This is a genomic window from Teichococcus globiformis (genome assembly GCF_042646265.1).
Classification (GTDB): Bacteria; Pseudomonadota; Alphaproteobacteria; order Acetobacterales; family Acetobacteraceae; genus Pseudoroseomonas; species Pseudoroseomonas globiformis.
In genome coordinates this window covers 40436-65777 of the sequence record NZ_JBHRTN010000004.1, presented here as the reverse complement: position 1 = coordinate 65777, position 25342 = coordinate 40436, and the positions used below count along the sequence as shown (strand labels likewise).

At 68.6% G+C, this 25342-nt stretch carries 24 protein-coding genes, 1 tRNA gene, 1 pseudogene and 1 other annotated feature; of the genes and pseudogenes, 12 read left to right on the top strand and 14 right to left on the bottom strand.

The features are described 5' to 3' along the window. Window positions 1-15 precede the first annotated feature (15 nt). Window positions 16-510 (top strand): hypothetical protein, encoded by a 495-nt coding sequence (locus ACFOD4_RS02100; RefSeq protein WP_379593119.1) that lies wholly within the window; start codon window positions 16-18, stop codon window positions 508-510. Window positions 511-571: 61 nt separating this feature from the next. On the opposite strand, the gene lpxK is transcribed toward ACFOD4_RS02100, so the two are convergent. From lpxK to ACFOD4_RS02085, 3 genes are read right to left on the bottom strand one after another with little or no spacing between them, the layout of a single operon-like run. Continuing rightward, entirely contained in the window at window positions 572-1561 is a 990-nt protein-coding gene (lpxK, locus tag ACFOD4_RS02095) for a tetraacyldisaccharide 4'-kinase (RefSeq protein WP_379593117.1), read from the bottom strand. A 55-nt stretch (window positions 1562-1616) separates the two neighbouring features. Further along, window positions 1617-2891 carry a 3-deoxy-D-manno-octulosonic acid transferase gene (locus ACFOD4_RS02090; protein ID WP_379593115.1) on the bottom strand — a complete coding sequence of 425 codons (1275 nt, stop codon included), beginning with the start codon at window positions 2889-2891 and terminating at the stop codon, window positions 1617-1619. Beyond that, window positions 2888-3598, bottom strand: a complete 711-nt coding sequence (locus ACFOD4_RS02085; protein ID WP_379593113.1) for a lysophospholipid acyltransferase family protein — start codon at window positions 3596-3598, stop codon at window positions 2888-2890. The genes ACFOD4_RS02090 and ACFOD4_RS02085 overlap by 4 nt, the downstream gene beginning before the upstream one ends. Before the next feature lie 133 nt (window positions 3599-3731). Between ACFOD4_RS02085 and ACFOD4_RS02080 the strand changes: the two genes are divergently transcribed. Next, complete coding sequence (locus ACFOD4_RS02080; RefSeq protein WP_379593110.1) at window positions 3732-4799, top strand: AbrB family transcriptional regulator; 1068 nt, start codon at window positions 3732-3734, stop codon at window positions 4797-4799. Window positions 4800-4809: 10 nt separating this feature from the next. Here the strand turns inward: ACFOD4_RS02080 and ACFOD4_RS02075 are convergent, their stop codons facing one another. The 3 genes and pseudogenes from ACFOD4_RS02075 to rsfS form a co-directional block, all read right to left on the bottom strand. Further along, entirely contained in the window at window positions 4810-5373 is a 564-nt protein-coding gene (locus ACFOD4_RS02075; protein ID WP_379593108.1) for a DUF4269 domain-containing protein, read from the bottom strand. Then, window positions 5370-5837: a 23S rRNA (pseudouridine(1915)-N(3))-methyltransferase RlmH gene (locus ACFOD4_RS02070; RefSeq protein ID WP_379594717.1), complete on the bottom strand. Its 468-nt coding sequence runs from the start codon at window positions 5835-5837 to the stop codon at window positions 5370-5372. Before ACFOD4_RS02070 ends, ACFOD4_RS02075 begins: the two co-directional genes overlap by 4 nt. Window positions 5838-6136: 299 nt before the next feature. Beyond that, window positions 6137-6544 (bottom strand): annotated as a pseudogene (gene rsfS / locus ACFOD4_RS02065) (ribosome silencing factor); the annotation flags it as partial. On the opposite strand from rsfS, the gene ACFOD4_RS02060 reads away from it, so the two are divergent. Next, window positions 6483-6764: a hypothetical protein gene (locus tag ACFOD4_RS02060; RefSeq protein WP_379594732.1), complete on the top strand. Its 282-nt coding sequence runs from the start codon at window positions 6483-6485 to the stop codon at window positions 6762-6764. The pseudogene rsfS and the gene ACFOD4_RS02060 sit on opposite strands and share 62 nt — an antisense overlap. Before the next feature lie 640 nt (window positions 6765-7404). Here ACFOD4_RS02060 and ACFOD4_RS02055 read toward each other — a convergent pair. Then, window positions 7405-8019: a nicotinate-nucleotide adenylyltransferase gene (locus ACFOD4_RS02055; RefSeq protein ID WP_456316866.1), complete on the bottom strand. Its 615-nt coding sequence runs from the start codon at window positions 8017-8019 to the stop codon at window positions 7405-7407. Window positions 8020-8048: 29 nt separating this feature from the next. Then, a complete protein-coding gene (locus tag ACFOD4_RS02050; protein ID WP_379593104.1) occupies window positions 8049-9350 on the bottom strand; it encodes a glutamate-5-semialdehyde dehydrogenase in 1302 nt (433 codons plus the stop codon). 137 nt (window positions 9351-9487) lie between these two features. On the opposite strand from ACFOD4_RS02050, the gene ACFOD4_RS02045 reads away from it, so the two are divergent. The 5 genes from ACFOD4_RS02045 (at window position 9488) to ACFOD4_RS02025 (ending at window position 16217) form a co-directional block, all read left to right on the top strand. Beyond that, entirely contained in the window at window positions 9488-10651 is a 1164-nt protein-coding gene (locus ACFOD4_RS02045) for a hypothetical protein (protein WP_379593102.1), read from the top strand. A 70-nt stretch (window positions 10652-10721) separates the two neighbouring features. Continuing rightward, window positions 10722-10777: a sequence feature (sul1 is cis-regulatory element that is thought to sense ions involved in sulfur or methionine metabolism; They are found in Alphaproteobacteria), on the top strand. Between the two features lie 70 nt (window positions 10778-10847). Then, window positions 10848-12323 (top strand): SulP family inorganic anion transporter, encoded by a 1476-nt coding sequence (locus ACFOD4_RS02040; protein WP_379593100.1) that lies wholly within the window; start codon window positions 10848-10850, stop codon window positions 12321-12323. A 66-nt stretch (window positions 12324-12389) separates the two neighbouring features. Beyond that, complete coding sequence (locus ACFOD4_RS02035) at window positions 12390-13649, top strand: Hsp70 family protein (protein ID WP_379593098.1); 1260 nt, start codon at window positions 12390-12392, stop codon at window positions 13647-13649. A 58-nt stretch (window positions 13650-13707) separates the two neighbouring features. Then, window positions 13708-14544: a VOC family protein gene (locus tag ACFOD4_RS02030; protein ID WP_379593096.1), complete on the top strand. Its 837-nt coding sequence runs from the start codon at window positions 13708-13710 to the stop codon at window positions 14542-14544. A 47-nt stretch (window positions 14545-14591) separates the two neighbouring features. Beyond that, window positions 14592-16217 (top strand): ABC transporter substrate-binding protein, encoded by a 1626-nt coding sequence (locus tag ACFOD4_RS02025; protein WP_379593094.1) that lies wholly within the window; start codon window positions 14592-14594, stop codon window positions 16215-16217. A 193-nt stretch (window positions 16218-16410) separates the two neighbouring features. Here the strand turns inward: ACFOD4_RS02025 and proB are convergent, their stop codons facing one another. The 4 genes from proB to rplU all read right to left on the bottom strand — a co-directional run bounded on the left by proB (window position 16411) and on the right by rplU (window position 19238). Beyond that, the gene (gene proB / locus ACFOD4_RS02020; protein WP_379593092.1) at window positions 16411-17529 is read right to left on the bottom strand and encodes a glutamate 5-kinase; all 1119 of its coding nucleotides are present in this window, start codon (window positions 17527-17529) and stop codon (window positions 16411-16413) included. Next, the gene (gene obgE, locus ACFOD4_RS02015) at window positions 17526-18536 is read right to left on the bottom strand and encodes a GTPase ObgE (protein WP_379593090.1); all 1011 of its coding nucleotides are present in this window, start codon (window positions 18534-18536) and stop codon (window positions 17526-17528) included. The genes proB and obgE overlap by 4 nt, the downstream gene beginning before the upstream one ends. 96 nt (window positions 18537-18632) lie before the next feature. Continuing rightward, window positions 18633-18902, bottom strand: a complete 270-nt coding sequence (gene rpmA, locus ACFOD4_RS02010; RefSeq protein ID WP_379593088.1) for a 50S ribosomal protein L27 — start codon at window positions 18900-18902, stop codon at window positions 18633-18635. A gap of 18 nt (window positions 18903-18920) precedes the next feature. Then, complete coding sequence (gene rplU, locus ACFOD4_RS02005; protein ID WP_379593086.1) at window positions 18921-19238, bottom strand: 50S ribosomal protein L21; 318 nt, start codon at window positions 19236-19238, stop codon at window positions 18921-18923. Between the two features lie 241 nt (window positions 19239-19479). Here rplU and ACFOD4_RS02000 point away from each other — a divergent pair. The 4 genes from ACFOD4_RS02000 to ACFOD4_RS01985 all read left to right on the top strand — a co-directional run bounded on the left by ACFOD4_RS02000 (window position 19480) and on the right by ACFOD4_RS01985 (window position 22432). Next, window positions 19480-19569 (top strand) — tRNA-Ser (locus tag ACFOD4_RS02000). A gap of 180 nt (window positions 19570-19749) precedes the next feature. After that, complete coding sequence (locus ACFOD4_RS01995; RefSeq protein WP_379593084.1) at window positions 19750-20187, top strand: response regulator; 438 nt, start codon at window positions 19750-19752, stop codon at window positions 20185-20187. Further along, window positions 20184-21101 (top strand): helix-turn-helix domain-containing protein, encoded by a 918-nt coding sequence (locus ACFOD4_RS01990; RefSeq protein WP_379593082.1) that lies wholly within the window; start codon window positions 20184-20186, stop codon window positions 21099-21101. The genes ACFOD4_RS01995 and ACFOD4_RS01990 overlap by 4 nt, the downstream gene beginning before the upstream one ends. A gap of 242 nt (window positions 21102-21343) precedes the next feature. Then, window positions 21344-22432, top strand: a complete 1089-nt coding sequence (locus tag ACFOD4_RS01985; RefSeq protein WP_379593080.1) for a catalase family protein — start codon at window positions 21344-21346, stop codon at window positions 22430-22432. A gap of 905 nt (window positions 22433-23337) precedes the next feature. Here the strand turns inward: ACFOD4_RS01985 and zigA are convergent. Further along, window positions 23338-24555, bottom strand: a complete 1218-nt coding sequence (gene zigA / locus ACFOD4_RS01980; RefSeq protein WP_379593078.1) for a zinc metallochaperone GTPase ZigA — start codon at window positions 24553-24555, stop codon at window positions 23338-23340. A 5-nt stretch (window positions 24556-24560) separates the two neighbouring features. After that, window positions 24561-25223: a DUF1826 domain-containing protein gene (locus tag ACFOD4_RS01975; protein WP_379593076.1), complete on the bottom strand. Its 663-nt coding sequence runs from the start codon at window positions 25221-25223 to the stop codon at window positions 24561-24563. Window positions 25224-25342 lie beyond the last annotated feature (119 nt).

Sequence of the window (25342 nt, the reverse complement as noted above, 5' to 3'; positions counted from 1 at the left end):
CGTGCCGGATGGCTGATGAGGGGCTGTGCCTGCACCGTGGCGGCTGTTGCGATGCTCGCGCTCGGCCCGGTCCCGGCGGCGGCGGATTGGCGCTACACCCGCTGGGGCATGACGCCGGATGAGGTGGCGGCGGCTTCCGGAGGAACGGTGCAGGTGGTCCCTGTTCCGGAAGGCATGGGGCAGGATCCGTTCCGGATTGCCGCCACCGGCCGTTTTCATGCCGAAGGGCTGGAATGGGATGCCAGCTTCACCTTCAACACCGATGGCATGGGGGTGGAGCAAGGGGGAGGCCTTGTCTGCGTCACCTATCTCGCGCTGGATGATGTGCAATCGGTGATCCTGCTGCACATGCTGAAGCGGGATCTGGGTCCGCCGGAACAGGAAAGCGCCGTTGCGTTGCCGGGCCAGAAAACCTTGTCCTGGCGTACGGACACGGACCGCATCGATGCCGACTTCTATCCGGGCAGCCCCGGCTACGTCGCGCATTGCGCCTTGGACGCACCCATCTGAGGCGGTGGCCTGGGTCACCGGCCATTGGACCGGTGCGCGCCCGCGGGCCGAAACCTTCGCCTCAGGCCGGGATCGGCACGCGCTGCGCCAGCGGATCAAGCAGCGCTTCCAGCTGTGTGGGATTGTCCCATTCGAGGGTGACGCCCAACACGGTTACCCGGCTGCGGAAGGCCTGAGGAATGCGGACGAAATCCTTCTTCGTGGTGACGGGGATGGCCCGCAGCGCGTCGGCCTGCGCCAGCAGGTCTTCCATGTCGCCCTCGTCGAAGGGGTAATGGTCGGCATAGGCGACGCGCCCGGCCAGCACCGCCCCGCATTGTTGCAGGGTGGCGAAGAACTTGCGCGGGTTGGCGATGCCGCAGAAGGCGAACACAGGCTGGTTCTGCAGCAGTGCCGCTTCCGGCCCAGGCACCAGCCGGGCCCGCAGCACTGGCAGGCTTGGCGGCAGCAGCTTCATCGCCCCTGCCTCATCCTCCCCGATCAGCACGGCCACACGGCAGCGCGCGGCGGCTGAGGCCACGGGTTCCCGCAACGGGCCGGCCGGAATGATGTGACCATTGCCGAAGCCGTAATTGCCATCCACCACCAGCAGGGACAAGTCCTTCTCCAGCCCGGGGTTCTGCAGTCCGTCATCCATGACGATGGCTTGTGCGCCTCCCTCGACGGCGGCACGGGCCCCGGCCTCGCGGTCTCCGGCCACCCAGGTGGGGCGGGTGGCGGCCAGCAGAAGGGCTTCATCGCCCACCAGCTTGCTGTCATGCTGAGCAGGATCGACCCGCACCGGTCCTTTCAACCGTCCACCATAGCCGCGCGTGAGGAAGTGGCCGGCGATGCCGCGATGCGCCAGGCGTTGGCCCAGATCCAGTGCCACGGTGGTTTTGCCGGAGCCTCCGGCGGTGGCGTTGCCGCAGCAGATCACCGGCACGGGGGCCCGCCAGCCGGCACGCGTCATGCGCCGCGCGGTCGCCGAAGCGTAGATCTTGGCAATGGGGGACAGCAGCAGGGGCGCAATTCCCCCGCTGCCCCCGCTCCAGAAGTCGGGGGCTCGCATCCGGCCGAACCTGTCCTTCTCTTCTCAGGGCCCCAACCGTCCCGCTCCGGCGGGTTCAGGTCTGGGGCAGCCAATCCAGGATCGCGGTCGCCAGCCGGCCCGGAAGGTGGCTGGCATCCTCGGCGATCGCCGCCGCGGCCCGGGCCATGGCCTGAGCGCGGCAAGGATCTGTTAGCACATTTGTAACCGCCTCGGCCAGCGTGGCGGCACTGACGACCCGGATCGCTCCGCCGCCCTCGATCAGCGAGGCTGCCATCTCTGCCACATGCTCGGTGTGCGGGCCCAGCAGAATGGGACAGCCCAGCCGTGCTGGCTCCAGTGGATTGTGGCCGCCCTTGGGCACCAGCGTGGCGCCCACCAGTGCCACGCCGGCCACGCGAAAGAACAACCCGAGTTCACCCAGCGTGTCCGCCAGATAGATGGCGTCCTCGGTGCGGGGCAGGGCTCCTTGTCCGCGCCGGGAAAAGGGCAGCTGCGCCAGCAAGGCCGCCACTTCGTCGCCGCGCTGGGGATGGCGTGGCACGATCACAGTGAGCAGGTCGGGAATTGTTGCCGAAACGGCGCGATGGGCGGCCAGCGCCGCGGCTTCCTCGCCTGGGTGGGTGCTGGCAGCGAGAAACACCGGCCGGTGGCCGATCGCCGCCCGCAGAGCCTCCAGCGCCTCCGGCTCCGCCGGCAAGGGGTCCGCGGCGGCCTTCAGGTGTCCCCAGCAAGCGGCATCCACGGCGCCCAAGGATCGCAGCCGCGCCGCATCCGCCTCGCTTTGCGCCACCACCAGCCGGTAGCGGCCGAGCATTTCCCGCGCCAAGGCGGGAGCCCGGCGCCAGGCGCGGGCCGAGCCTGGCGAAAGTCGCGCATTGACCAGCGCCGAGGGGATGCGCCTTTGGGCTAGGGCAGCGGAAATGTTGGGCCAGAGTTCGCTCTCGACGAACACGGCGGCATCCGGCCGCCAGCCATCCAGGAAGGTAGCCGCCCAGCGCGGCACGTCGAGCGGAACGAAGCGATGGACCACACGTTCCGCCAGGGAAGGCGGCAGGCGGCGTCCCAACAGTTCGGCTGAGGTGACGGTGCCGGTGGTCACCAGCAGGTGCAACTCCGGCCGCTGCTCCACCAGCGCCGCCATCAATGGAATCAGGGACAGGGATTCGCCGACGCTCGCCCCGTGCAGCCATATCAGTGGGCCGGACGGACGATCGGCCGCCAGGCCACGCCGCTCGTCCAGCCGCGCGAGGATCTCCTTGCCGCGTCGGGCCCGAAGCGCGAGCCAGAGCGGCAGCACCGGCTCCAGCGCCTGGCCGGCCAGCCGGGCGGCATCCGCCGCGAAGCTCATACGCGCCGCGTCTCGATGCCGGGCTTTGCGGCGGCCCAGGCATCGGCGGTGTCGCAGGCGGCATTCAGCGCCGCCTCGATGGCGGACACCGCGCCGGCCGTGTCGCCGCGTGCCACCCGGATGGAGGGTCCGCAGACCAGCACGCCGCGGCCAAAGGGCAGCGGCAGCATCATGCGGTCCCAGCTCGGCAGGAGACGATGACGGGTAGTGGCGGCGGCGGTGGGCAGGATGGCAACGTCGCCCAGTGCCGCCAGCTGCGCCACGCCTTCCGCCGCCTTGCGCCGCGGGCCGCGCGGCCCGTCCGGGGTAATGGCGACGGGGCTGCCCTCCCGCAGCACCTTGATCATGGCGCGCAGGCCTGCCGCGCCGCCGCGCGAGGTGGATCCGTGCAGCATCACCAGCCGGAAACGCGCCACCACATCGCCGATGAAGCGACCGTCACGGTGTTGCGATACCAGCACATGCGGCTGCCAATGGGCGACGGCCGGAAACTCAGCGCGCACCTTGGTCCATAGCATCGGCATCATTGGCAGTCTTTCATGCCAGAAGGCGATGATCATTGGCTCGCCAATGGCCGCATGGGCGGCCACGTTCTCATGCCCCGCCATCGACCAGCGCGTGGTGCGATAGCAAAAGCCCAGATAGGAGCCGAGCACCCAGGCGAGGGCTGCCTGGGTAGCGGGATGGCGGATCAGCTTGCGAAGCATTTGAAACGTGCGGTCACGATGCGGCGCCCGTAGCACGCCCTGAGGCATCGCGGAATGCAGTGAGCGGCGGGCTCTGCATGCAAGCGGTCGTGCCGGCGGGCGAAACGCCCCCTCATGCACTAGTCTGGCGTGGATGCGACTCGACCTGCCCCCCGCTCATGCCCTGCCGCGCGCGGCCTTGCCCTTTTTGCTGTGCACCGCGCTGGCGGCCTTGGGGGGCTGGGTGTTCCAACGGCTCGGCACGCCGTTGCCGTGGCTGCTGGGCGCGCTGTTCTTTGCCGCTGCGGCGCGCCTTTCCGGCCTGCCAGTCCGGGCATCGCGACGCTTGCGGAATGGCGGACTGATGGTGCTGGGCTGCGCGCTGGGCCTGTTCTTCACGCCGCATGCGGCCGGACGGCTGGCGGAGCAGATGCCCCTCGTCCTGGGCGCCGGGCTGGCCACTCTGGCGATCGGGGTGGCGCTGTCACCCTTGCTGGCCCGCACCGCGCGAGTGGACCGGGTGACGGCGCTGTTCGCCTCCATCCCCGGAGGCGTGGCCGAGATGAGCGTGCTGGGCGAATCCTACGGGGCGCGTCCCACCACGGTGGCCATTGTGCAGCTGCTGCGGGTGGTGGGCGTGGTGGTGCTGGTGCCGAGCGCCTTTGCCGCGCTGGAGATCGCCGGCACCATGCCGTCCGCCGCCGTGGCCGCACCGTTCCAGCCGGCCGGCTTCGCGCTGTTGGCGGGGACTGCCGCCGCGCTGGCATTGCTGTTGACCCGGCTCGGCGTGCGCAACGGGTGGATGCTGGGCGGCCTGGCCTCGGGGCTGGCCTTCACCGCCTCCGGGATGGCGCTGACGGGGGTCCCAGGCTGGATCACCGCCAGCGCCCAGATCCTGATGGGAGCGCAGCTCGGCAGCCAGTTCGAGCGCGCGGCGCTGCTGGGCGGCGGCAGACTGCTGGGCGCCGCCATCCTGCAGGTGGCGGTGCTGACGGGGATCTGCTGCGCGGTAGGCGCGGCGCTTGCCTGGTGCCTCGGCCTCGACATCGCTTCGCTGGTGCTGGCGAACGCGCCGGGCGGCATGGCCGAGATGTCCCTGACCGCCAAGGCGTTGCTGCTCGACGTGCCGATGGTGGTGGCGTTTCACCTGGTGCGCATCGCCCTGACAGCCGTGCTGGTGCAACCTTGCACGGCCTGGATGCGCCGCAGCGGCTGGCTGTAGCCGGGCGTCGTCAGCGGCGCCGATGTGCCGCCCCGGCTACCGGATGGAAGCCGGCTCGGGCAAGATGTGCGGCCAGACCGTCATCGTCGGCCTCCGCCAGATCCAGCATTGCGCAGAACGGATCGCCCGGCAGGCCGAGCAACCTCGCAAAGGCCGGTTCGGTTTTCAGCCCCTGCCGGCGCAGCGCCAGCACCGCCTCGCGTAGGGGCGGGCCGCCAAGCTCCAACAATCGGCGCTCCACCTGGAAATGGCGCCAGCCTGCCTGCCGCGCCACCGGCTCAGGAGCGGCAAAAACCTCGATCTGCCAGCCCAGCGCCTCGAACCGGGCGATCACGGGCCGCGAGCCATTCCTCCACTGCCTGACCGAAAAGCCACGACGCGCGTGAAAGCAGGCCCACAGCAGGCGGCACGCCGCCAGGGGATCAGGAGCATGGCAAAGAATGTCGATGTCGCTGTCGGGCAGGTCTACGCCCAGCGGCGGGGTTCCGGCCAGGTGCGGGTCCAGGCTTCTGAGGTCATGCAGGATGCCCAGCTTGTCCAGTACCTCGGACGCCGGTGGACGGCTGCCGCTCAAGGCCGCCAGCTTCGGTGATAGGGATGGCCGGTGCGGATGGCCTGGGCGCGGAAAAGTTGTTCGGCCAGGAGGCCCCGCACGAGGAAATGCGGCCAGGTCATGGGTCCGAGAGACAGGCGCTGATCGGCCCGCGACTGCACAGCGGAATCCAGCCCTTCCGCACCGCCGATGATGAAGGCGAGGCCTCTGCCACTTTCTTCCCAGCGAGTGAGCAAGGCGGCGAAGCCTTCGCTATCCGGTTGGTGTCCGCCGAGATCAAGGGCGATAACGAGAGCGCCGGCGGGAAGGGCGTCCAGCAGGGCGGCGCCTTCCCGCCGGCGGATCTCCGCCGCCGATCCCCGTGCTTCGGGAACTTCCCGCACGGTCATCGGCGGCCGCAGCCGGGCATTGTGCTGCGCAAACAGCGCTGCTTCGGGCCCGGCCTTGATCCGGCCAACCGCAAGAAGAAGAAAAGGCCGGCTCAGGGCGCCTTGCCTCCGTCCTCCCCTCCGTCCTCCCCTTCGTCCTCCTCTTCGTCCTCGTCCTCGTCCTCTTCCTCTTCCTCTTCCTCTTCCTCGCCGGCGTCATCCTCGTCGCCATTCCCGCCGGTCAGGTCGCCGTCATCATCATCGTCATCGGCGTCAAGAGCGGCCCAGTCGGCATCGTCCATCCCATCCTCGGAAAGCCGAGCCTCGTCCGCATCCTCCTCCATCGCCTCGTTCCCGAGATCCGCGTCGAGGTCGGAGGCCACGGCGGCACTCAGCACAAGCTCCTCGCCCGGCACACCTTCGCCGGGGGGCGGGCTGTCGGGTCCCCACATCTTCTCCAGCCGGTAATTGGCGCGCGCCTCAGGCTTGAACAGGTGCACGATCAGGTCGGTGGCATCCAGCAACACCCAGTCCGGCGAGGTTTCGGTCCGGATGCGGCGGATGCCATGCTCGGCGAGTGCCTTCTCCAGATGCGAGGCCATGGCCTGGATCTGCCGGTCGGCGAGGCCGGTGGCGATGATCATGCGGTCGGCATAAGTGGCGCGGCTGGCGATATCCAGCACCACCACATCCTCGGCCTTGTCATCCTCCAGGCTGGCAACAGCGGCCTGCACAATGGCGTCGATCGGCGGCAGCACGGGCTTGGTTCGCTTCGGCGCGCGGGGCTTGCGCGTGGCGGCAGGCTTGGCCGCGGGCGCGGCCTTGGCCGCAACCGGTTTGCTGACCTTGGCAGCGGGCCTGGCCGCGGAACGCGCGGCGGCGGGGGCCGGCTTCCGGGCCGGGGAACGGGCTGGCGTTGGAGCCGCCGACCGGGCGGAGCTGGCCGTCGTGGCGCGGGAGCGGCTTGCCGGCCTCGCCGCTGTCGCGCCGGCGGCCTTGGACGCTGCCGTCCGGGACGGCGCCTTCGCCGCCGCCCGGGGCTGAGCCTTGGGCGCGGTGGAGCGGGACGGGGCTTTGGGGGCAGCGGCACGTGGTGGGGCCTTGGTGGCGCCGCGCGCTGCCTTCGGTGCCGCCGTCTTCGCGGCTGGCCTCGGTGGCGCCTTGCTGGCTTGGGCCCTGGTCGAGGTGCGCGGAGCCGTGCTGCGCGCAGAGCTGGTGGCCGGTGCACGCGCGGTCTTGGACGCCGCGGCCGCCGCCGGGCGGGTGCGGCTGGAGGTGCCGCCCGCGCGTGCTGGAGCCTTGGTGGTTTTCGATGCGGCCGCTGGTTTGCCGGAGGAACGGGCCGGCGCCGCTGCCGCCTTGGCGGTGGTGGTGCGGCTCCGGACCGGCTTGCTGGCCGTGGCGGCGGGCTTCGCCGCCGGGGCCTTCCGGGCGGCCGGCTTGGCTGGCGCCTTCGCGGTCGTCCTGGCTGAGGCGGTTCGGGTGGTGCTGGTGCCGGAACGCGGGGCCGTGCTCTTGCGGCGGGTCTCGTCCGGGGTTTTCGGCGTGCGGGCTATGGCGGCCTCCTGTGGCGGCATGGGCGGGTTGTCCCGGGGGGCCTTGCGGCTGCGCCGTCGTTGCGACGCAGGCCCCGGGGGCTGTATGGCGCGGGTGCGGGGTTGGGAGCCAGCACCGAAATGGAAAATCACCGTGCGGCGTTGGTTGCGGCCAGGCGCAATGCCGTCGCGCTCGCCGGATGCTCGCGCGCCTGCACCAGGGACCAGCCCGCGCCGCCCGCCGGAGGAGCGCCGGTCAGCAGAGCGGCCGGCCCCCGGCGCCGCTGCCGCAGCGTCGATGCCGCGGCGCCGTGTAATGCCTTCCGCGTCCAGCAGGGACGGGGCAGCACCGCGATCGGCGTGCGCCGGGCCAGGTCGCGCCACTGCCGCCAACGGGGAAGCTGCCAAAGATTGTCGGCACCGATGATCCAGACGAACCGGGTGCGTGGAAACAGCAGCGACAGTCGTTCAAGGGTGCGCGCGGAGTAGCGCTCGCCGATGGCGGCCTCGATCCCCGTGGCGATCACGCGCACGCCATCGCCCACCGCCTGCGCGGAGGCCAGGCGCTCCGCGAAGGGCGCCATGCCGGCGCGCGGCTTCAGCGGGTTGCCGGGCGAGACAAGCAGCCAGACCTGATCCAGCCGGAGTGCATGCAGCGCACGCAGCGCAACGTGGCGGTGGCCAGGATGAGCGGGGTTGAAGCTGCCGCCAAGCAGGCCGATGCGCCGGGCCCGGCGATCACCCCACGGGCCGGGCGCGGCCAGACCCTGGGGCGGAAAGCATCGAGCGCGCTTCAGGGCCGGACCTGACCCGTGCCATGCACCTGGTAGCGATAGGTGCAAAGCTGCTCCAGCCCGACCGGGCCGCGTGCGTGCAGCCGGCCGGTGGCGATGCCGATCTCGGCGCCGAAGCCGAATTCGCCGCCATCGCAGAACTGGGTGGAGGCGTTCCACAGGCCAACGGCGGAATCGATGCCGTTGAGGAACTGCGCCGCCGCCGCCTCGTCGGCGGTCACGATGGCGTCGGTGTGCTCGCTGCCGAAGCGGCGGATATGCGCCAGGGCCTGCTGGACCCCGTCCACGACGGCGATGTTCAGCACGGCATCCAGCCATTCGGTGGTGAAGTCAGCCTCCGTGCCGGCCGGCAATTCCGGCAGGATGGCGCGGGCACGATCGTCGGCCCTGAAGTCGCAGCCCAGTGCGCGAAGGTCGGCCACCAGCGCCGGCAACAGGGACGGCGCGACGGCGGAGTCGATCAGCAGCGTTTCGGTGGCGCCGCAAACGCCGGTGCGGCGCATCTTGGCATTGGCGAGGACCGCGCGGGCCATGGCGGGGTCCGCGGCGGCGTGGATGTAGGTGTGGTTCAGCCCTTCCGCATGGGCCAGCACCGGCACCCGCGCTTCCTCCATCACGCGCGTCACCAGCCCCTTGCCGCCGCGCGGAATGATCAGGTCGATCAGCCCGGCAGCACGCAGCATGGCGCCCACGAAGGCACGGTCCTGGGTGGGAGCCATCTGCACCGCTTCCTCGGGCAGCCCGGCCTCGCGCAGCCCCTGGGCGACGCAGCCGCGGATGGCAGCGGCGGAGCGCGCGCTTTCGCTTCCGCCGCGCAGGATCACGGCCGAGCCCGCCTTGAGGCAAAGCGCAGCGGCGTCGGCGGTGACGTTGGGACGGCTCTCGAAGATCATGCCGATCACGCCGAGCGGCTGGGCCACGCGGCGGATCTGGAGGCCGTTGGGCCGCGTCCACTCGGCCAGCACATGGCCCACCGGGTCGGGGAGGGCGGCCACCTGTTCAAGCCCCTCGGCCATGGCTTCGATCCGGGCGGGGGTCAGGGTCAACCGGTCGCGGAAGGCGGCCGTCAGGCCGGGCGCGTCCGCAAGATCGGCGGCATTGGCGGCGAGGATGGCTTCCTGCCGGGCGCGCAGCGCGGCGGCCGCGGCGATCAGGGCGCGATCCTTCGTCGGTCGCCCCGCGCGCGCCAGCTGGACCGCGGCCGCGCGGGCGGCGCGGGCGGTGGCGTCGAGCATCTGGGTGACGGCGTCGGAGATGGCGTTCACGATTCCTGTCTTTCCGGTGAAACCTGGAACTGGCATCGGTAGCGCGTGACGGCGCCCAGGGGAAGCCGCGCGACCTGTCTGGCGGCCCCGCGGAGCGTGGCCGCTGCCGCTTGCGCGGCGAGCAGGCCCGGCCGTAGTTTCAACCGACACGCAATGGCGCCCGGAGAACCCAAGTGCCCGCGATCCCCGAGCCCGTGATATCCAGACCTGCGCGCCTGTCCGGCCCGATCGTCATATTCTCCTTCGATCGTCCCCAGTACCTTGGCCGCCTTTGCGCCTCGCTGAGGACGCAGCGGCGCGTCGAGATCCGCGACGAGGACGTGTATCTGCTGCAGGACGGGGCCGTGTCGCCGCATAGTGGGGTGCGCATGGCCGAGGATGACGCCATCGCCGCCTGCATCGCCGCCTTCCGCGAGCATTTCCCGGGCGGAAAGGTCATGCACAGCACCGAGAATCTGGGCATCGCCTTCAACATCCGCCGCGGCGAGAAGCTGGTTTTCGAAACGTTGGACTCCGATGTCGGGTACTTCTTCGAGGACGATCTCGAGGCCGGGCCCCTCTACATGCACATGATGGAGGAAATGTACGCGGCGCTTCGCCATGTGCCGCGCATGGGATACTTCGCCGCCTATGGCGATCAGAAGCTTTCCGCGCCGGGGCCGGAGGTCAGGCTGATCCCGCTGGCGCATAACTGGGGCTTCGGCCTCCTGCGCGGCGCCTGGCGCCAGATCGACGCGAAGCTGTCGCGCGGTTTCTACAAGGTGCTGGAAGGGCGCGACTATGGCGCACGCAACCATTTCCGGCTGCATGATCTGATGCGCGAAAGCGCGGTCGCCACTTCCGCCACCTCGCAGGACGCGTTCAAGGCGATGGCCTGCGCCGAACTGGGTTTGGTCCGCGTGCGCAGTGATGTTTGCTTCGCCCGCTACATCGGCGAACACGGCGTTCATTTTACGCCGAAGAATTTCGAGAAGCACGGCTTCCGCGACATGATGTGGGTGGACCGCGAGGATGTCGCTCTGGCGCCGGTGGACGGAGCGGAGCTGGCCCACCTGCAGGAGCGCACCGCCGAGGGGCTGCGCCGCTTTCGCCAGGACGGGTTCGAGGCCATGGCCGCCGCCCATGCCGAGAAGCGCTACGACGAGGACCGGCTGGTGACGCGCGAGGATGTCGAGGATCTCTACCGCCTGCTGCTGGACAAGCGCCCGCATGGCGAGGCGATGTTCAACGGCTTTGTCGGCAAGCGGTCGCTGAAGGATCTGCGGCGGCGCCTGGTGTTCACCGACGAATTCCGCAGCCGCAACCCGCTGCCGGACAGCTGGCACCGCAACGGCTGAAAACCCGGCACTGTGATCGGACGGGGTGTTGCGGTGCAGCGGAGGCTTGGCTACCGTTCGCCGTACTCATCCCGGACCCGGTGAAACCCCGGGTGGCTCTTCCGGCCGCCGATCCGCCGGATAACGCATACGACATGGCCTGAGCGACGCCTCCGATGGGGCGCGGTACCATGCCCCGATTGCGGATAATCTCGTTATGAAAACAAAAATGTTCGTCCACGACCGCGTGGAATGGTTCAGCGGCTGGCGCGATGCGCGACGCGACGTCCTGGCCGGCATGGTCGGCACTTTCGCGCTGATCCCCGAGGTGATCGCCTTCTCCTTTGTTGCCGGAGTCGACCCCGAGGTCGGACTGTTCGCCTCCTTCATCATCGGTCTGGTCATTGCCTTCGCGGGCGGGCGCCCGGCCATGATCTCCGGTGCTGCGGGCTCGGTCGCGCTGGTGGCGGCCGCGCTGGTCGCCAGCCACGGTGTGCAGTACCTCCTGGCTGCCACCGTGCTTTGCGGGGTCATCCAGGTGGTGTTCGGGCTTCTGCGGCTCGACGTGCTGATGCGCTTCGTGTCCAGGTCGGTGCGGACCGGCTTTGTCAATGCGCTGGCCATCCTGATCTTTTCGGCGCAGGTGCCGCAGATGATCGGCGTCACCTGGCACACCTACGCGCTGATCGCCGCCGGCCTCGGCATCATCTACCTCGTGCCGAGGGTCTTCACCGCGATCCCGTCGCCGCTGATCTGCATCCTGGTGCTCACGGCCTTCACGGTTGCCCAGCCGATGCCGGTGGCCACGGTGGCCGACCTGGGCCGGCTGCCGGACTCCTTGCCGCACTTCCTGCTGCCGGAGGTCCCGGTCAGCTTCGAGACCCTGTCCATCGTCGCGCCCTATGCGCTGGCCATGGCGATGGTCGGGCTGCTGGAATCCATGATGACCGCCAGCGTGGTGGACGACCTGACAGACACAACTTCCTCCAAGGCGCGGGAATGCACGGGGCTCGGCCTCGCCAACCTCGCAGCGGGCTTCTTCGGCGGCATCGCCGGTTGCGGCATGATCGGGCAGACGGTGGGCAATGTGCGCTTCGGTGGGCGCGGACGGCTATCCACCCTGACGGCGGGCGTGTTCCTGCTGGTGCTGATGGTGCTGCTGCGGCCCTGGGTCAGTCAGGTGCCGGTGGCGGCGCTGGTTGCCATCATGATCATGGTGTCGGTCGAGACCTTCTCCTGGTCCTCCCTGCGTGACGTGGCACGGCACCCCAAGGTGTCCAGCCTGGTGATGGTGGCCACGGTGCTGGTTACGGTGTTCACCCACAACCTTGCCCTGGGAGTGACGGTGGGCGTGCTGCTCTCAGGCGTGTTCTTCGCCTTCAAGGTCATGCGGCTGATGGATGTGCAGAGCCGCCTGGACGAGGCGGGGATTACCCGCACCTACCGGGTGCGGGGTCAGGTCTTCTTCGCCAGCGCTGACGCGCTGGCCGAAAGCTTCGACCTGCGCGACGAGGCCCTCCACGTGCGCATCGATCTGACGGAGGCGCATCTGTGGGACATCACCGCCGTGTCCGCGCTCGAGGGCGCGGTGGCCAAGATGCGCCGCAGCGGAAGGAGTGTGGAGGTGATCGGGCTCAATGCCGCCAGTGCCGTGCTGGTGGACAAGCTGGGACCGTCCATCCAGTCGCGCTGAGGGCTTGCCACGCGCCGCCAACCCTGCTGAAAGGCCCGCCCTTCCGGGCAGGGCAAGAGGCGGGGCATGGCGACGGTCATCGGGCTGGATTTCGGCACCACCAACAGTGTGATCTCGCTGCTGGACGAGGAAGGTCGCAGCAGCACCGCCAGCTTCCACCTGGGCGCCGGGAGCCTGGACGTGTTCCGCTCCGTGCTCTGCTTCTGGAGCGAGACGGCGCGCGGCAACGCGCTGCGGCACGAGGCAGGGCCGGCGGCGATCGAGGCCTATCTGGAGGACCCGCTGGCCAGCCGGCTCATCATGTCGATGAAGAGCCACCTTGCCACGGCGAGCTTCACCGAGACGCGAATCTTTGGCCGGTCCTGGTCGTTGGAGGCGCTGATCGCGACCTTTCTGCGAGCCCTGCTGGGCGCGTCCGGCAATCCGTCGCCCGAGGCGCTGCTGGTGGTAGGCCGGCCGGTTCGCTTTGTTGGCGAAACGGCGGACGATGCCCTGGCCGAGCGCCGCCTCCGCGCCGCCTTCGCCGAGGCGGGCCGGACGGCATTGCACCTGGCGCTGGAACCCGAGGCCGCCGGCACACGCTTCGCCGCGACGCTGGACGGGCCGGCAACTGTGCTGGTGGGCGATTTCGGCGGCGGCACCAGCGACTTCTCCATCTTGCGCTTCGATCCCCGGCAGGGCGTCGAAGCGCTGGGCCATGCGGGCGTCGGCATCGCCGGCGATGCGCTGGATTACCGGATCATCGACCGCGTCGTCTCGCCTGCCCTGGGCAAGGGCGGCACCTACCGCGTCATGGGCACGGACCTGCCGGTGCCGCCCACCTTCTTCTCCAATTTCGCCCATTGGCACCGATTGTCGATGATGCGCGGTCCAAAGACGCTGCGCGAGATCGAGGAGGTGGCGCGCCTCTCGGCCGATCCCTCCCGGCTGCGGCACCTCATCACGTTGATCGAGGACGAGGCGGGTTTCAGCCTTTACCGCGCGGTGTCCGGCGCGAAGGCAGCGTTGTCCGTCGCGGAGACGACCCGGCTGGTCTTCGAACATGAGCGATTCAAGGTCGACGCCGAGGTGACCCGCGGTGAGTTCGAAGGCTGGATCCGGCCGGAACTCGCGCGGATGGGCGGTGCCATCGACGCGGCGCTGAACGATGCTGGCCTTTCGGCGGGACAGGTGGACCGCGTCTTTCTGACCGGCGGCACCTCGCTGGTGCCGGCCGTACGAGGGCTGTTCGAGGAGCGCTTCGGGGCGGGCAAGGTCATGGGCGGCGGCGAGTTCGTGTCCGTGGCGGAGGGGTTGGCCCTGATCGGACGGCGCATCGCCGCCTGACGCCTTGCGGCACCGGCCAGCGCGGCCTTAACTGACGCGCAGCATCCGGGAGGACCCGATGGCCAGCTTCGCGCCGCGTATCGACCATGTGGTGATCACCGTGGGCGAGGAGCTCAATGCCGCTCAGCGCCGCTATGAAGCGTTGGGCTTTGCCCTGACCGAGCGCGGCCATCACAGCCTTGGTTCCAGCAACCATCTGGCCATCTTCGGCCAGGACTACCTTGAACTGCTTGGCTTCGAACCGGGACGTGGCAAACCCGGCCTCTGGCCCGACATCGCCGGGCTGAGCGGACTGGTGCTGAAGCCGGCGGGCGGCGAGGCGTTCTACGACACTCTTCGGAGCCAAGGCCTGCCCGTCGGTCCCGCACGGCGTTTCAGCCGCCCCGTGCGCAGCAGCGACGGCGTTGCCGAGGCGCGCTTCGTGACGGCCGATTTCGAGCATGCCGCGATCCGCCAGGGCCGGGTCTTCTTCTGCCACCACGAAACGCCGGATCTGGTCTGGCGCGACGAATGGCGCGGTCATGCCAATGGCACCACCGGTATTTCAGAATTCATTCTGTGCGGCGCCGCGCCTGAGCGCCTTGCCGAGCCCTATCGTGACCTGTTCGGTTCGGCGGCCCTGCAAGCCGTGGATGGTGGGCTCTCAATGGCCACCGACACGGCGCGGCTCCTGCTGTTGACGCCGCGCGCGGTGACGGAGCGCTTCGGCAACGCTGTCGCTCTGCCGCCCGAGGGTTCCGATGGCATGGTGGCACTGGGCCTGCGCAGTCAGGCGATGGCAGGGTTGGCCGACCGGATTCGGGCGGCGGGGATTACGGGCGTGACCGAAGGGGGCGGCCATGTGATCGTGCCCGCGCCGGAAGCCGCCGGCGTGGCGCTGGCCTTTGCCGCCTGAGCCGGCCGGACGCCGTAAAACAGAAGCCAAGCGCGAGGAGCAGGTCGATGGCGGATAAAGGGTGGGAGGCGCCGGTGTTGATGGGACGTAGGTCGGCGGGAAGTCTGGCGGCCTCGGCCCTGCTGCTGGCAGGGCTGGGCGGGCGTGGGGCGCGAGCCGCCGCGGCAGCCGGCACCACGCTGCGCGTGGCGCTGATCAACGACCTGACGGCGATCGACCCGGTCTTCTCCCAGGCGGGCTTTGTCCGAAACCACGGATTCTTCGTCTACGACCAGCTTTTCGCCTTCGACAGCCAGGGCGTGGCGCGGCCGCAGATGGTGGAGCGGCACGAGGTATCCGCGGATGGGGCGCGCTACAGCTTCACGCTGCGCGAGGGGCTGCGGTTCCATGACGGCCAGCCGGTGCGCGCGGCCGACGCCGTGGCCTCGATCCGGCGCTGGTCGCGGCGCGATGTGGTCGGCCGCGCCCTGGCCGCGGCCACCGAGGCGCTGCAGGTGGTGGACGACCGGAGCTTCACCCTGACCCTGAGCCGGCCTTTCGCGCTGGTGACTGAGGCGCTGGCGCGGCCGACCGCCAGCGCGCTGTTCGTGATGCCCGAGCGGATCGCCAACACGCCGCACGACGTCGCCATCACCGATCCCACCGGCTCCGGCCCCTTCATCTTCCGCAGCGAGGAATGGCGCGTCGGCGACCGCGCCGTGTACCACCGCAACCCCGATTACCGCCCCCGCGCCGAGCCTGCCGACGGGCTGGCCGGCGGCAAGGTGGTGAAGCTCGACCGGGTAGAGTGGGTCGCGATGCCCGATCCGGCCACCGCGGCGGCTGCCCTGCAGAATGGCGAACTGGATTTCATCGAGCAGCCCGCCCCTGACCTCCTGCCGACGCTGGAGCGCAACCGGCAGATCCGCACCATGGCCTTCAACCCGGTGGGCTTCCAGGTGTGGCTGCGGATCAACCACACCCAGCCGCCCTTCAACGATCCCCGCATCCGGCAGGCGCTGCTGAGCGCGATCGGGCAGGAGGAAGTGCTGGCCGGGATGGGTATCCGGCCTTCCGAGCAGGTGGCCGACTGCCCGGCCTTCTTCTTCTGCGGCACGCCGCTGGAAAGCCGCACCGGCTCGCCCAGCATGGCCAAGGGGGATCCGGAGCGTGCCCGGAGCCTGCTGAAGCAGGCGGGCTATGACGGTGCCCGGGTCGTGTTCCTGAACGCCTCCGACAGCCCGCTCAACAATGCCGCGACGCTGGTGATCGCCGATGCCATGCAGAAAGTCGGTTTCAACGTCGATGTGCCGACCATGGACTGGGGCACGCTGACACAGCGGCGCAACCGGCGGGAAGCCCCGTCGGCCGGAGGGTGGAGCCTGTTCATCACCGTGGCCAACGTGCTGGACGGGCAGAATCCGCTGACCAACCTGTATCTCGCCAGTCCCGGTGACAGCGGCCTGACCGGATGGCCCCAGGATGACGAGCTGGAGGCGCTGCGCCGGTCCTGGTGGGAGGAGGGCGACGTGACCAAGCGGCAGGCCATCTTGGACCAGGTGCAGGCCCGGGCCATGGCGGTGCTGCCCTATATCCCGGCGGCGCAGTTCCGCACGCTGGCGGCCTATCGCAGCAACGTCGAAGGGCTCCGGCCGACCACCATCCCCGTTTTCTGGGGCGTGTCGAAGGGCTGAGGCAGAGGGGGAGAGGGATCCGCTTTGGGCGGATTCTGGCTTAGCGGGCTTGGCCTGGCCCGGAACGTGCTCCCCGCAGACGCGATCGACCTGTGCGCTGCTGGGTGCCGTTGTTGGAAGGCATGGCGGCTTTATGGCCGCAGCGGCCAGACACCATGCGGCGGCGGGGGAGGGCAGAGGCCCGCAGGTGCCTTTACAGCAGCACCAGATCGTCGCGATGGATGATCTCGTCGCGACCGCGCCAGCCAAGGATCTCCTCGATCTCGGCCGACCGGCGGCCGGCAATCTGCCGCGCCGCCTCTGAAGCATAAGCGGAAAGGCCGCGTGCCAGCTCGGTACCGTTGGTATCCCGCACGGAAACCGGATCGCCGCGGCCGAAGCTGCCCTCCACCACCCGCACGCCCGCCGGCAACAGAGAGCGACCGTCACGCAGCGCCTGGGCGGCGCCGGCATCGACGCGCAACGCGCCCAACGGAGCCAGGGAGCCGGCGATCCATTGCTTGCGGGAGGAGCGGCCTTCCGGGGCCGGCAGGAACCAGGAGCAACGGGCACCGTCACGCAGCGCCACCAGCGGGTTGTCGCGCTTGCCAAGCGCTATGGCCATGGCGCAGCCGGCACCGGTGGCGATCCTGGCCGCAATCAGCTTGGTGCGCATGCCGCCGGAAGAATAGCCGGGCGGTGGCTCGCCCCCCATGGCCATGATCTCGTCGGTCAACCGCTCGATCACCGGCAGGTGCCGCGCTTCAGGATTGTTGCGCGGATCGGCGGTGTACAGGCCGTCGATATCCGACAGCAGCACCAGCGCATCGGCATGGATCATCTCGGCAACGCGGGCCGCCAGGCGGTCATTGTCGCCGAAGCGGATCTCGGCCGTGGCCACCGTGTCGTTCTCGTTGATCACCGGCACGCATCCGAGGTCGAGCAGCGTGCCCAACGTCGCGCGGGCATTGAGGTAGCGGCGCCGGTCCTCGCTGTCTTCCAGTGTCAGCAGCAACTGCGCGGCATTGAGCTGGTGGCGGGAAAGGGCGGTCTGCCAGGCGCCGGCGAGGCGGATCTGGCCGACGGCCGCGGCGGCCTGCTTTTCCTCCAGCCGCAGCTTGCGGCGGGTGAGACCGAGCGCCTGCCGTGCCAGGGCGATGGCGCCCGAGGAAACCACAACGACTTCCGCACCGCCGGCCCGGAGCGCCGCCACATCGGCAGCGACCGAGGCCAGCCAGGTTTCGCGCGGCGCCGCCGTTTTGCCATCCACCACCAGGGCCGAGCCGATCTTGACGACGATGCGGCGGGCTGCGGCGAGGGACGGGGTGGTCATGCGCCCTGCTCTTCGCGATGGCGGTGGATGGTGTCGGCCAGCTCCCGCAAAGTTTCAGGCACGCCTTCCTGTGTGGCACCGCTGATCAGGCGCACAGGACGGCCCAGAACGCGTTCCAGCGCCTTGGCCCGGCTTGCCCTCGCCTGGGGTGTCATGGCGTCGAGCTTGTTCAGCGCGACGATCTCCGGCTTGTCGATCAAGCCGCCTCCGTACTCCTCCAGCTCCCGCCGCACCGTTTCATAGGCGCCCACCGGGTCGGGCTGGCTGCCGTCGATCAGGTGCAGCAGCACCGCCGTCCGCTCCACATGGCCCAGAAAGCGCGTGCCAAGCCCCGCTCCTTCGGCGGCGCCCTCGATCAGCCCCGGGATATCGGCAAGCACGAATTCTTCCGTGGCGTTGAGTCGCACCACGCCGAGCTGCGGATTAAGGGTGGTGAAGGGGTAGTCGGCGATTTTAGGCTTGGCCGCGCTGACAACGGAAAGAAAGGTCGATTTGCCCGCGTTGGGGAGACCCACAAGCCCGGCGTCGGCGATCAGCTTCAACCGCAGCCAGAGCCACCGCTCCTCGCCCGGATAACCCTTGTCGGCGCGGCGCGGGGCGCGGTTGGTGCTGGTCTTGAAATGGGCGTTGCCGTGGCCACCGTCGCCGCCGCGACAGATCACCGCCCGCTGGCCTTCCTCCACCATGTCAGCGAGCACCGTCTCCTTGTCCTCGTCCAGGATGACGGTGCCCACCGGCACTTTCAGCACCACGTCGTCGGAGCCAGCGCCAGTGCGGTCGGAGCCCGCGCCATTGCCCCCCTTGCGGGCCTTGAAATGCTGGGCGTAGCGGTAATCGATCAGCGTGTTCAGCCCGGGCACGGCCTCGACAATGATGTCGCCACCCTTGCCGCCATTTCCGCCATCCGGTCCGCCAAACTCGATGTACTTCTCGCGCCGGAACGCAATCACGCCATCGCCGCCATCGCCGGCCTTCACCCAGATTTTGGCTTCATCGAGGAACTTCATCGGGGGGAGGGGGTCCGGAGGCTTTGGGGCGGAACAAAAAGAAACGGGGGCCGTGGGGCCCCCGTTCGCGTGCGGTCGTGTCGCGGAGGCGCGAGGTTACTCGGCAGCCTGCGGCAGCGGCTCCACCGAGACGTGGACGCGGCCCTCGGCGCGGCGGGTGAACTTCACCTTGCCCTCAATCGCGGCGTGGATGGAATGGGTGCGGCCCACCAGCACATTGGTGCCGGGAACCACCTTCGTGCCGCGCTGCGTCACGATGATGTTGCCGGCCAGCACGTGCTCACCACCAAACTTCTTGACGCCGAGGCGCTTGCCGGCGGAGTCGCGGCCGTTGCGCGAGGAACCGCCTGCCTTCTTGTGTGCCATGGGGGGTGTCTCCTGAAATCAGGCCGCGTTGATGGCGGAGATGCGCAGCACGGTCTGGTGCTGGCGGTGACCGTTCTTGCGGCGGCTGTTCTGCCGGCGGCGCTTCTTGAAAATGATGACCTTGTCGCCACGGTTCTGCTCAACCACCGTGGCGGTCACCGTGGCGCCGACGACTGTGGGGGCGCCGATGGTCAAACCGGCCTCGCCGCCGATGGCCAGCACGTCCTGGAAGGTCACGGTGGCGCCGGCTTCGGCGTCCAGCTTCTCGACGGTCAGAACGGCGTCCGGGGTGACGCGGTACTGCTTGCCGCCGGTGCGGATCACTGCGTAGGTCATGGTTCGCCCTGAAAACTCTGCCGTCTGGCCTGAAACTGAAACATGGTTGGCCGAGAACGGCCTTCGGCGGAACCACAAGGCTCCGTCGGGAGGAGGGGCGTATAGCGCCGCAGGGCCGCGGGAGTCAACGATCAGGCCGAATCGGCACCCTCTCCAGGTGCCATTTTCGGCCCACGGATCCGTTGCGCTGACGCCCGGCTGCCTCTATACCCCGGCCCGCCCGGCGACCAGGCCGCACCGCGGAGAGGTGACAGAGTGGTCGATTGTGACGGTCTCGAAAACCGTTGTCCTCGCAAGGGGACCGTGGGTTCGAATCCCACCCTCTCCGCCATTCCCTTAATTTGCTGAGGAACTTTCACTGAGACCGCCTTGGACGCCCCTGTGCTCCAAAATGGTGGTCCAAAGTGGAGTCCATCCGACATCTCCGCCGGCACCCTACGACCGGGCTGCTGCACGACCGGCGCGTTACTCCGCCGCACCTTCGCGCCCATGTCGGCGTCGGCTGACCGAGGTGGTGGCAGACCTGGGCTACACGGCCATCGAGGTGGCGGATGGCCCATCGGAGCTGCAAGTCCTGCATTCGCACACCCGGATCGATCTCCTGGTCGGCGACGGAGGCCCCCCCGATGGCATCAACGGACGCCAGATGCCCGACGCGGCGCGGGTGAGTCGCCCTGATCTGAAGGTGTTGTTCATCACTGGCGACGCCGAGAACGCGGTGGTCGGCGACTGGCACCTGGGCCCAGGCATGCACGTTATGACCAAGCCTTCTTGCTTCAGAAGGCATTGCCAGCCGCATTCGGGAGTTGATCGCCGGGCCATGAAGCATGAACCACTGTCACGAGCACCCTCTATGTCCTGGGTCAGAGAGCAGCCGCAGCCTGATGCACTGTTCGACGGCTTCAATGCTGGACGTGCTGACAAGCCCCGGACAGCCCATCCGTCATGACCCATTATCCTCTTGACCGACTGTTGACAGCCTTCGCGGGCCGCCTTCATGCTTTCTCCGTCTGCAGCATCCAGGATGGCTGGCGCCTGTGTTTCCCAGGCTTCGACGCGGTCACCATCCACTTCGTCCTGCAAGGATCAGGATGCGTGCGGATCGGGAACGGTGATTGGCAGCCTTTCGGATCCCGCAGCGTCATCGTCGTACCGCCGCTTCAAGGCCATGCGCTCGGATACGTTGGGGCCGACACCCGAGAAAGTCCTGGTGGCGAGCACTGTAAGCCCTTCGGCGACGGCCTCGTTGCCTTCACCGCCGGTGATGGTCGTCAGGACATCCTGATGGTCTGCGGTTCCCTAGCCCGCCAGGACGGGCATGCCTTAGGGCTAATTGACCTCCTGGCCGGTGAGCCAGTGATGGATCTCGCGGGCTCAATTCCTGCCCGGCCCGCTTTCGACCTCATGCTGGCGGAGGTCACGCAGCCCGACCTCGGCACCCAGGCCATGGCCGAGGCGCTGATGCAGCAATGCCTCATCCTGCTGCTGCGCCAGCGCCTGCGCCAAGGCGAAACGCCTTTCCCCCTCGTGACGCCGGGTGACCGGCGGCTGACCAGGGCTGTCATCGCCATCCTGGCGAACCCGGCAGCGCCGCATAGCGTGGAAAGCCTGGCCATGGCCGCAGGCATGGGCAGGACCGCCTTCGCCGAAGCCTTCTCGCGTGCCTTCGGGCAAGGGCCCATCGACTTTGTGCAGAAAGCCCGCCTCCGCGCGGCGGCACGCTTGCTGACCACCACAGACCTGCCGGTGAAGGTGGTGGCCATCAGTGTCGGCTATGCCAGCCGGAGCCATTTCTCCCGTGCCTTCGTCGCGACCTACAACACCGATCCAACGAGCTATCGCCAGCAGGGCCAAGGCGACTGATCAAGTCACGTCGGTGACCCTGCCGGCAGGCGGGAGGTGCCTCTTTATTCAATAGGGGTGCCGAATCGTCCGCGCCCTGCCATGCATAGCAACCCCCAGCCGGAATAAGTTTTGAGCGGGAGACACGCGCGCCTGCGTGTTCCCGGTGCTTGATCCACCGCCTGTGGATGTTTCCCGATGGGGATGCCGCCGGTCCGCCCTCTGGCGCCTGTTTGGCTGCCCAAACCCGGAGAAACGCGCTGATGAGCCCTGCCGCCCCGATCCGCTACACCGCTGCCGTCGAAGACATTCAGGCCGATGAGGCCGAGACGATCCAGGGTCTGAACAACGCCTTCGATACGATCCTGGAGACCACGGCCAAGGACTACGGCCACGCCGTCCGCTCAGTGCATGCCAAGGCGCACGCGATCCTGGAAGGCAAGCTGGTCGTCGCCGAGAACCTGCCACCCGAGTTAGCACAGGGCCTCTTCGCGCGATCCGGTGAGCACAAGGTCTACATGCGGGTTTCCACAAACGCCGGTGATGTCCTGCCGGACGCGATCTCCCTGCCGCGCGGGCTGGCCCTGAAGGTGCTGGACGTTGAGGGTGAGCGGCTGCCGGGTGCCGCAGGCACGACACAGGACTTCATCATGGTGAACGGCCCGGTCTTCCAGACCAGAACCGCCGACAAGTTCCTCGGCAACCTGAAAATGCTGGCCAAGACCACAGACAAGATGGAGGGCACCAAGAAGGTCATGTCCTCCGTGCTGAGGGGCGTGAACACGGCCCTGTCGGCAGTCGGCATTGAGAGCCCGAAGGTGCAGTCCCTCGGTGGCGCGCCGAACGTCGATCCCCTGGGGGAGACCTACTACAGCGTCACCCCGTTCCGGTACGGCGACTATATTGCCAAGTTCAGCGTAGCGCCCGTTTCGCCGGACCTGTTGGCGCTGAAGGACACGATCATCGACGCTTCTGACCGACCGGACGCGATCCGCGAGACCGTGCAGTCCGAGATGCAGCGGATCGACGGCGTATGGGAACTCCGCGTGCAACTCTGCCGCGACCTGGAAAAGCAGCCGGTCGAGGATCCGACCGTGCCCTGGGATGAGGAGGATGCTCCGTTCCAGAAGGTGGCCACCATCACCGTGCCACGTCAGGACAGCTGGGCTGCGGACCGGGTGCAAGCCGTTGACGAGCAAATGCACTTCAGCATCTGGACTGGCTTGGCCGCACATCAGCCGCTTGGCAACATCAACCGGGCGCGGCGCGACACCTACAAGCACTCAGCCGACTTCCGCGCGCAGTTCAACGGCTGCCCGATGCACGAGCCAAGCGCCCGCTCCGGCGGCTGAGACCCTTGTGGGCCCCGTAGGTATGCGACGGGCTCTGCGTCCGGCGGGTCCGCTTTCATGCCTACGGACAGCAAATTCATCCTCCCACTGTTCTTCCTCAACAAGGATCCCCGAGGCGGCGCCCTGACTTTCGGCGCGACCAGCATCCTCGGCGTGACTGGTTGTTGAGAGGCCGAGAATCTCGTTGCAGCAGGGACCGTTGCCGGTTCCAGGACGGCAGGGTTTCGCCTGGCAACCGGCGTCAAGGCAACGGCGGCCCGTACGAAGCCCGACCTGGCCCGGGTCGAGAACCGCCAATAACTGGATCAAGCTCCAACACGCCTTGGCTCCGTCCACTCGGATCGCAGCACCCGCAACAGATTCGTGTCGCGTTCACCCGTTGGCCGCGTGCCCTGCGATGCTCAACCTTTTCTGTGTGAACCTCTGAAGAGACAAAGACCGACGCCGATGCCGTGCGCTCCTCGATCGACAGAATTAGGCGCCGTGTGCGTGCGCCATGGGTCGTGCTGATCCCTGCGCCGGCTTTGGCCACGCTTTCGGCTGTGGCCGTCTTGCTGGCAAGCCTTTTGCCCCAGCTTACCCGGCCGCACACAAGGCGGGACGGAGAAGGCTGGCTTGAAGAAGAGCGTCTTAACCTGAGATCGGCTGGTTTCTCTTTGGGCGAGGGCCGACCGAAGCTGAATCCCTGAGTATCCCACATGCACAGGTCAACGCGGAGACAGCCCGATCTTCTCGCCGATCGGCGGCAACTTTCGGCGCCCTGGCATCCGCAACGTGGCCTCCTTCAAGGAGGACGCGGTGCTGCTGCCCGGACGCACCGTCCGCCTGCTGCTGACCATGACCTTCCGAGCCGTGCTCCCGCCAGGATTCCGTTCGGCAGCCCGGTGGAACAGGCTTGGAAAGCACTACGCCCGCCGCCAGGCCGGGAATGGGTCGAGCAGCTGCCCCCATGCCTTCGGTCCGCCGCGCATCTCGCCGTCCGTCAGCAGGCAGGCATCCAACGCGCGGCGCAGAGCCGCCTCGTCCAGTTCCACGCCGATGAAGACGATCTCCTGACGTCGGTCACCATGCGGTTCCACCCAGTTGCGCAGCACCTCCGCGCGCCACTCCGGATCGGTCGGCCAGCGGCTTTCGGGCACGGCGGCGAACCAGAACCCTGCAGCTTCGTGCCGGCCGACAGCCCCGGCGAGCTGCCAGGACCCGGCCCAGGCCATGCGGCTCGCCAGCCAGAAGAAGCCCTTGGCCCGCACCACGCCCGGCATTGCCGATTGCAGGAAGCGGTGGAAGCGCGTCGGGTGAAGTGGCCGTCGCGCCCGCCAAACGAAGCTGCGGATGCCGAACTCCTCCGATTCCGGCAGGTGGTGGCCTGCTAGCGCCTGGGTCCAGCCCGCGGCCTGCTGCGCCCGGGCGAAGTCGAAGCGCCCGGTTTCCAGCACCGCCGACAGCGGCACCTGGCCGAGCGTCGCCGGGATGATGGAGGCCTGCGGGTTGAAGGTGGCCAGGATGCCGGAGAGCATCTGCAGCTCCGCCGTGCTGACCAGGTCAGCCTTGTTCACCACGATCACGTCGGCGAACTCCACCTGCTCGACCAGGAGGTCCACCAGCAAGCGCGTGTCGCCTTCGCCTGCCGTCTCGCCGCGCTTCGCCAGTGTGTCGGCGGAGCCGTAGTCACGCAGGAACGCCCGCGCATCCACCACCGTCACCATGGTGTCGAGGCAAGCCACGTCATCCAGCGAGTGGCCGTCCTCGTCGCGGAAGTCGAAGGTGGCGGCCACCGGCATCGGCTCGCTGATGCCGGTGCTCTCGATCAGCAAGGCGTCGAAGCGGCCTTCCTCGGCCAGGCGCCGCACTTCCTGCATCAGGTCGTCGCGCAGCGTGCAGCAGATGCACCCGTTCGACAATTCCACCAGCTTCTCCTCGGTGCGCGACAGCCCGCCGCCCTGCGCAACCAAGGCGGCATCGATGTTCACCTCCGACATGTCATTGACGATGACGGCGACGCGTCGCCCTTCACGGTTGGCCAGCACCTGGTTCAGCAGCGTTGTCTTGCCCGCGCCGAGGAAGCCGGACAGCACCGTGACGGGAAGCCGACGGTCCCGGGGAGGCTGCGAGTGGGTCGCCATGGCAATCATTCCTCTTCGGCAGGGTCGATGCAGAGCAACAGGCGAGGGCGCAGGGCGCGCCCGGTTGCGTCTCGGGGCATTGGTGGTGAGCGGTGGATGCAGCCACAGCCAGGCGTCCGGGCCTCGCCGCGCAGGATGGCGGCGGCGCCGGTCGGCAGGCGTTGGACACTCGAGGGATCCGGCAAAGCCGACCCGTCGCGCAGGCGCCGGGCTTCCGCTCCGCCGCCCGCCCGCGCCAGCCACTCCGTACCGTCGCCGCAGTAGGTGCAGAGCAGCCGCAGTCGCACGGCATCGGCGTGGAACAGGGAGCAACTACTATCCGCCACGGCCTCGAGGCGCAGCCGGACGTACAAGCTGGCGGATACCTCGGCGAACAGTTTGGCCAGGAACAGCATGTCGGCCATCAGGGCCGGATGCGGTAGTGGATCGAAGCCATCGATGGCCCGCGCCACGGCAACATCCGGCTTGCCCTGACCCACTCGCACGAAGGGGGCGGCCTGCGCCACGCGGCAAGCATCCCGCAGGAGCGGCCGAGGCAGTTCACGTCCCCAGATGGCAAGCGAAACGGTGGGCGAGAGGATGCTGGCAAGGATGATGGGTTCAGCGGCGGCCACCATACGCAGCGCTTGCGGATCCGCGGACGTCAATGCTTCCGAAACTAAGGTCATCGATTTAGTATGTTATAACATTGCATCAAAGGCAAGGGTCGCGCTCGCAGATGGTCAGGTGCAAGGGCTTGCCCCCGTCAGTGATCCAGGGAATGGCGGCGTTGTTGGCGGCTGTGACG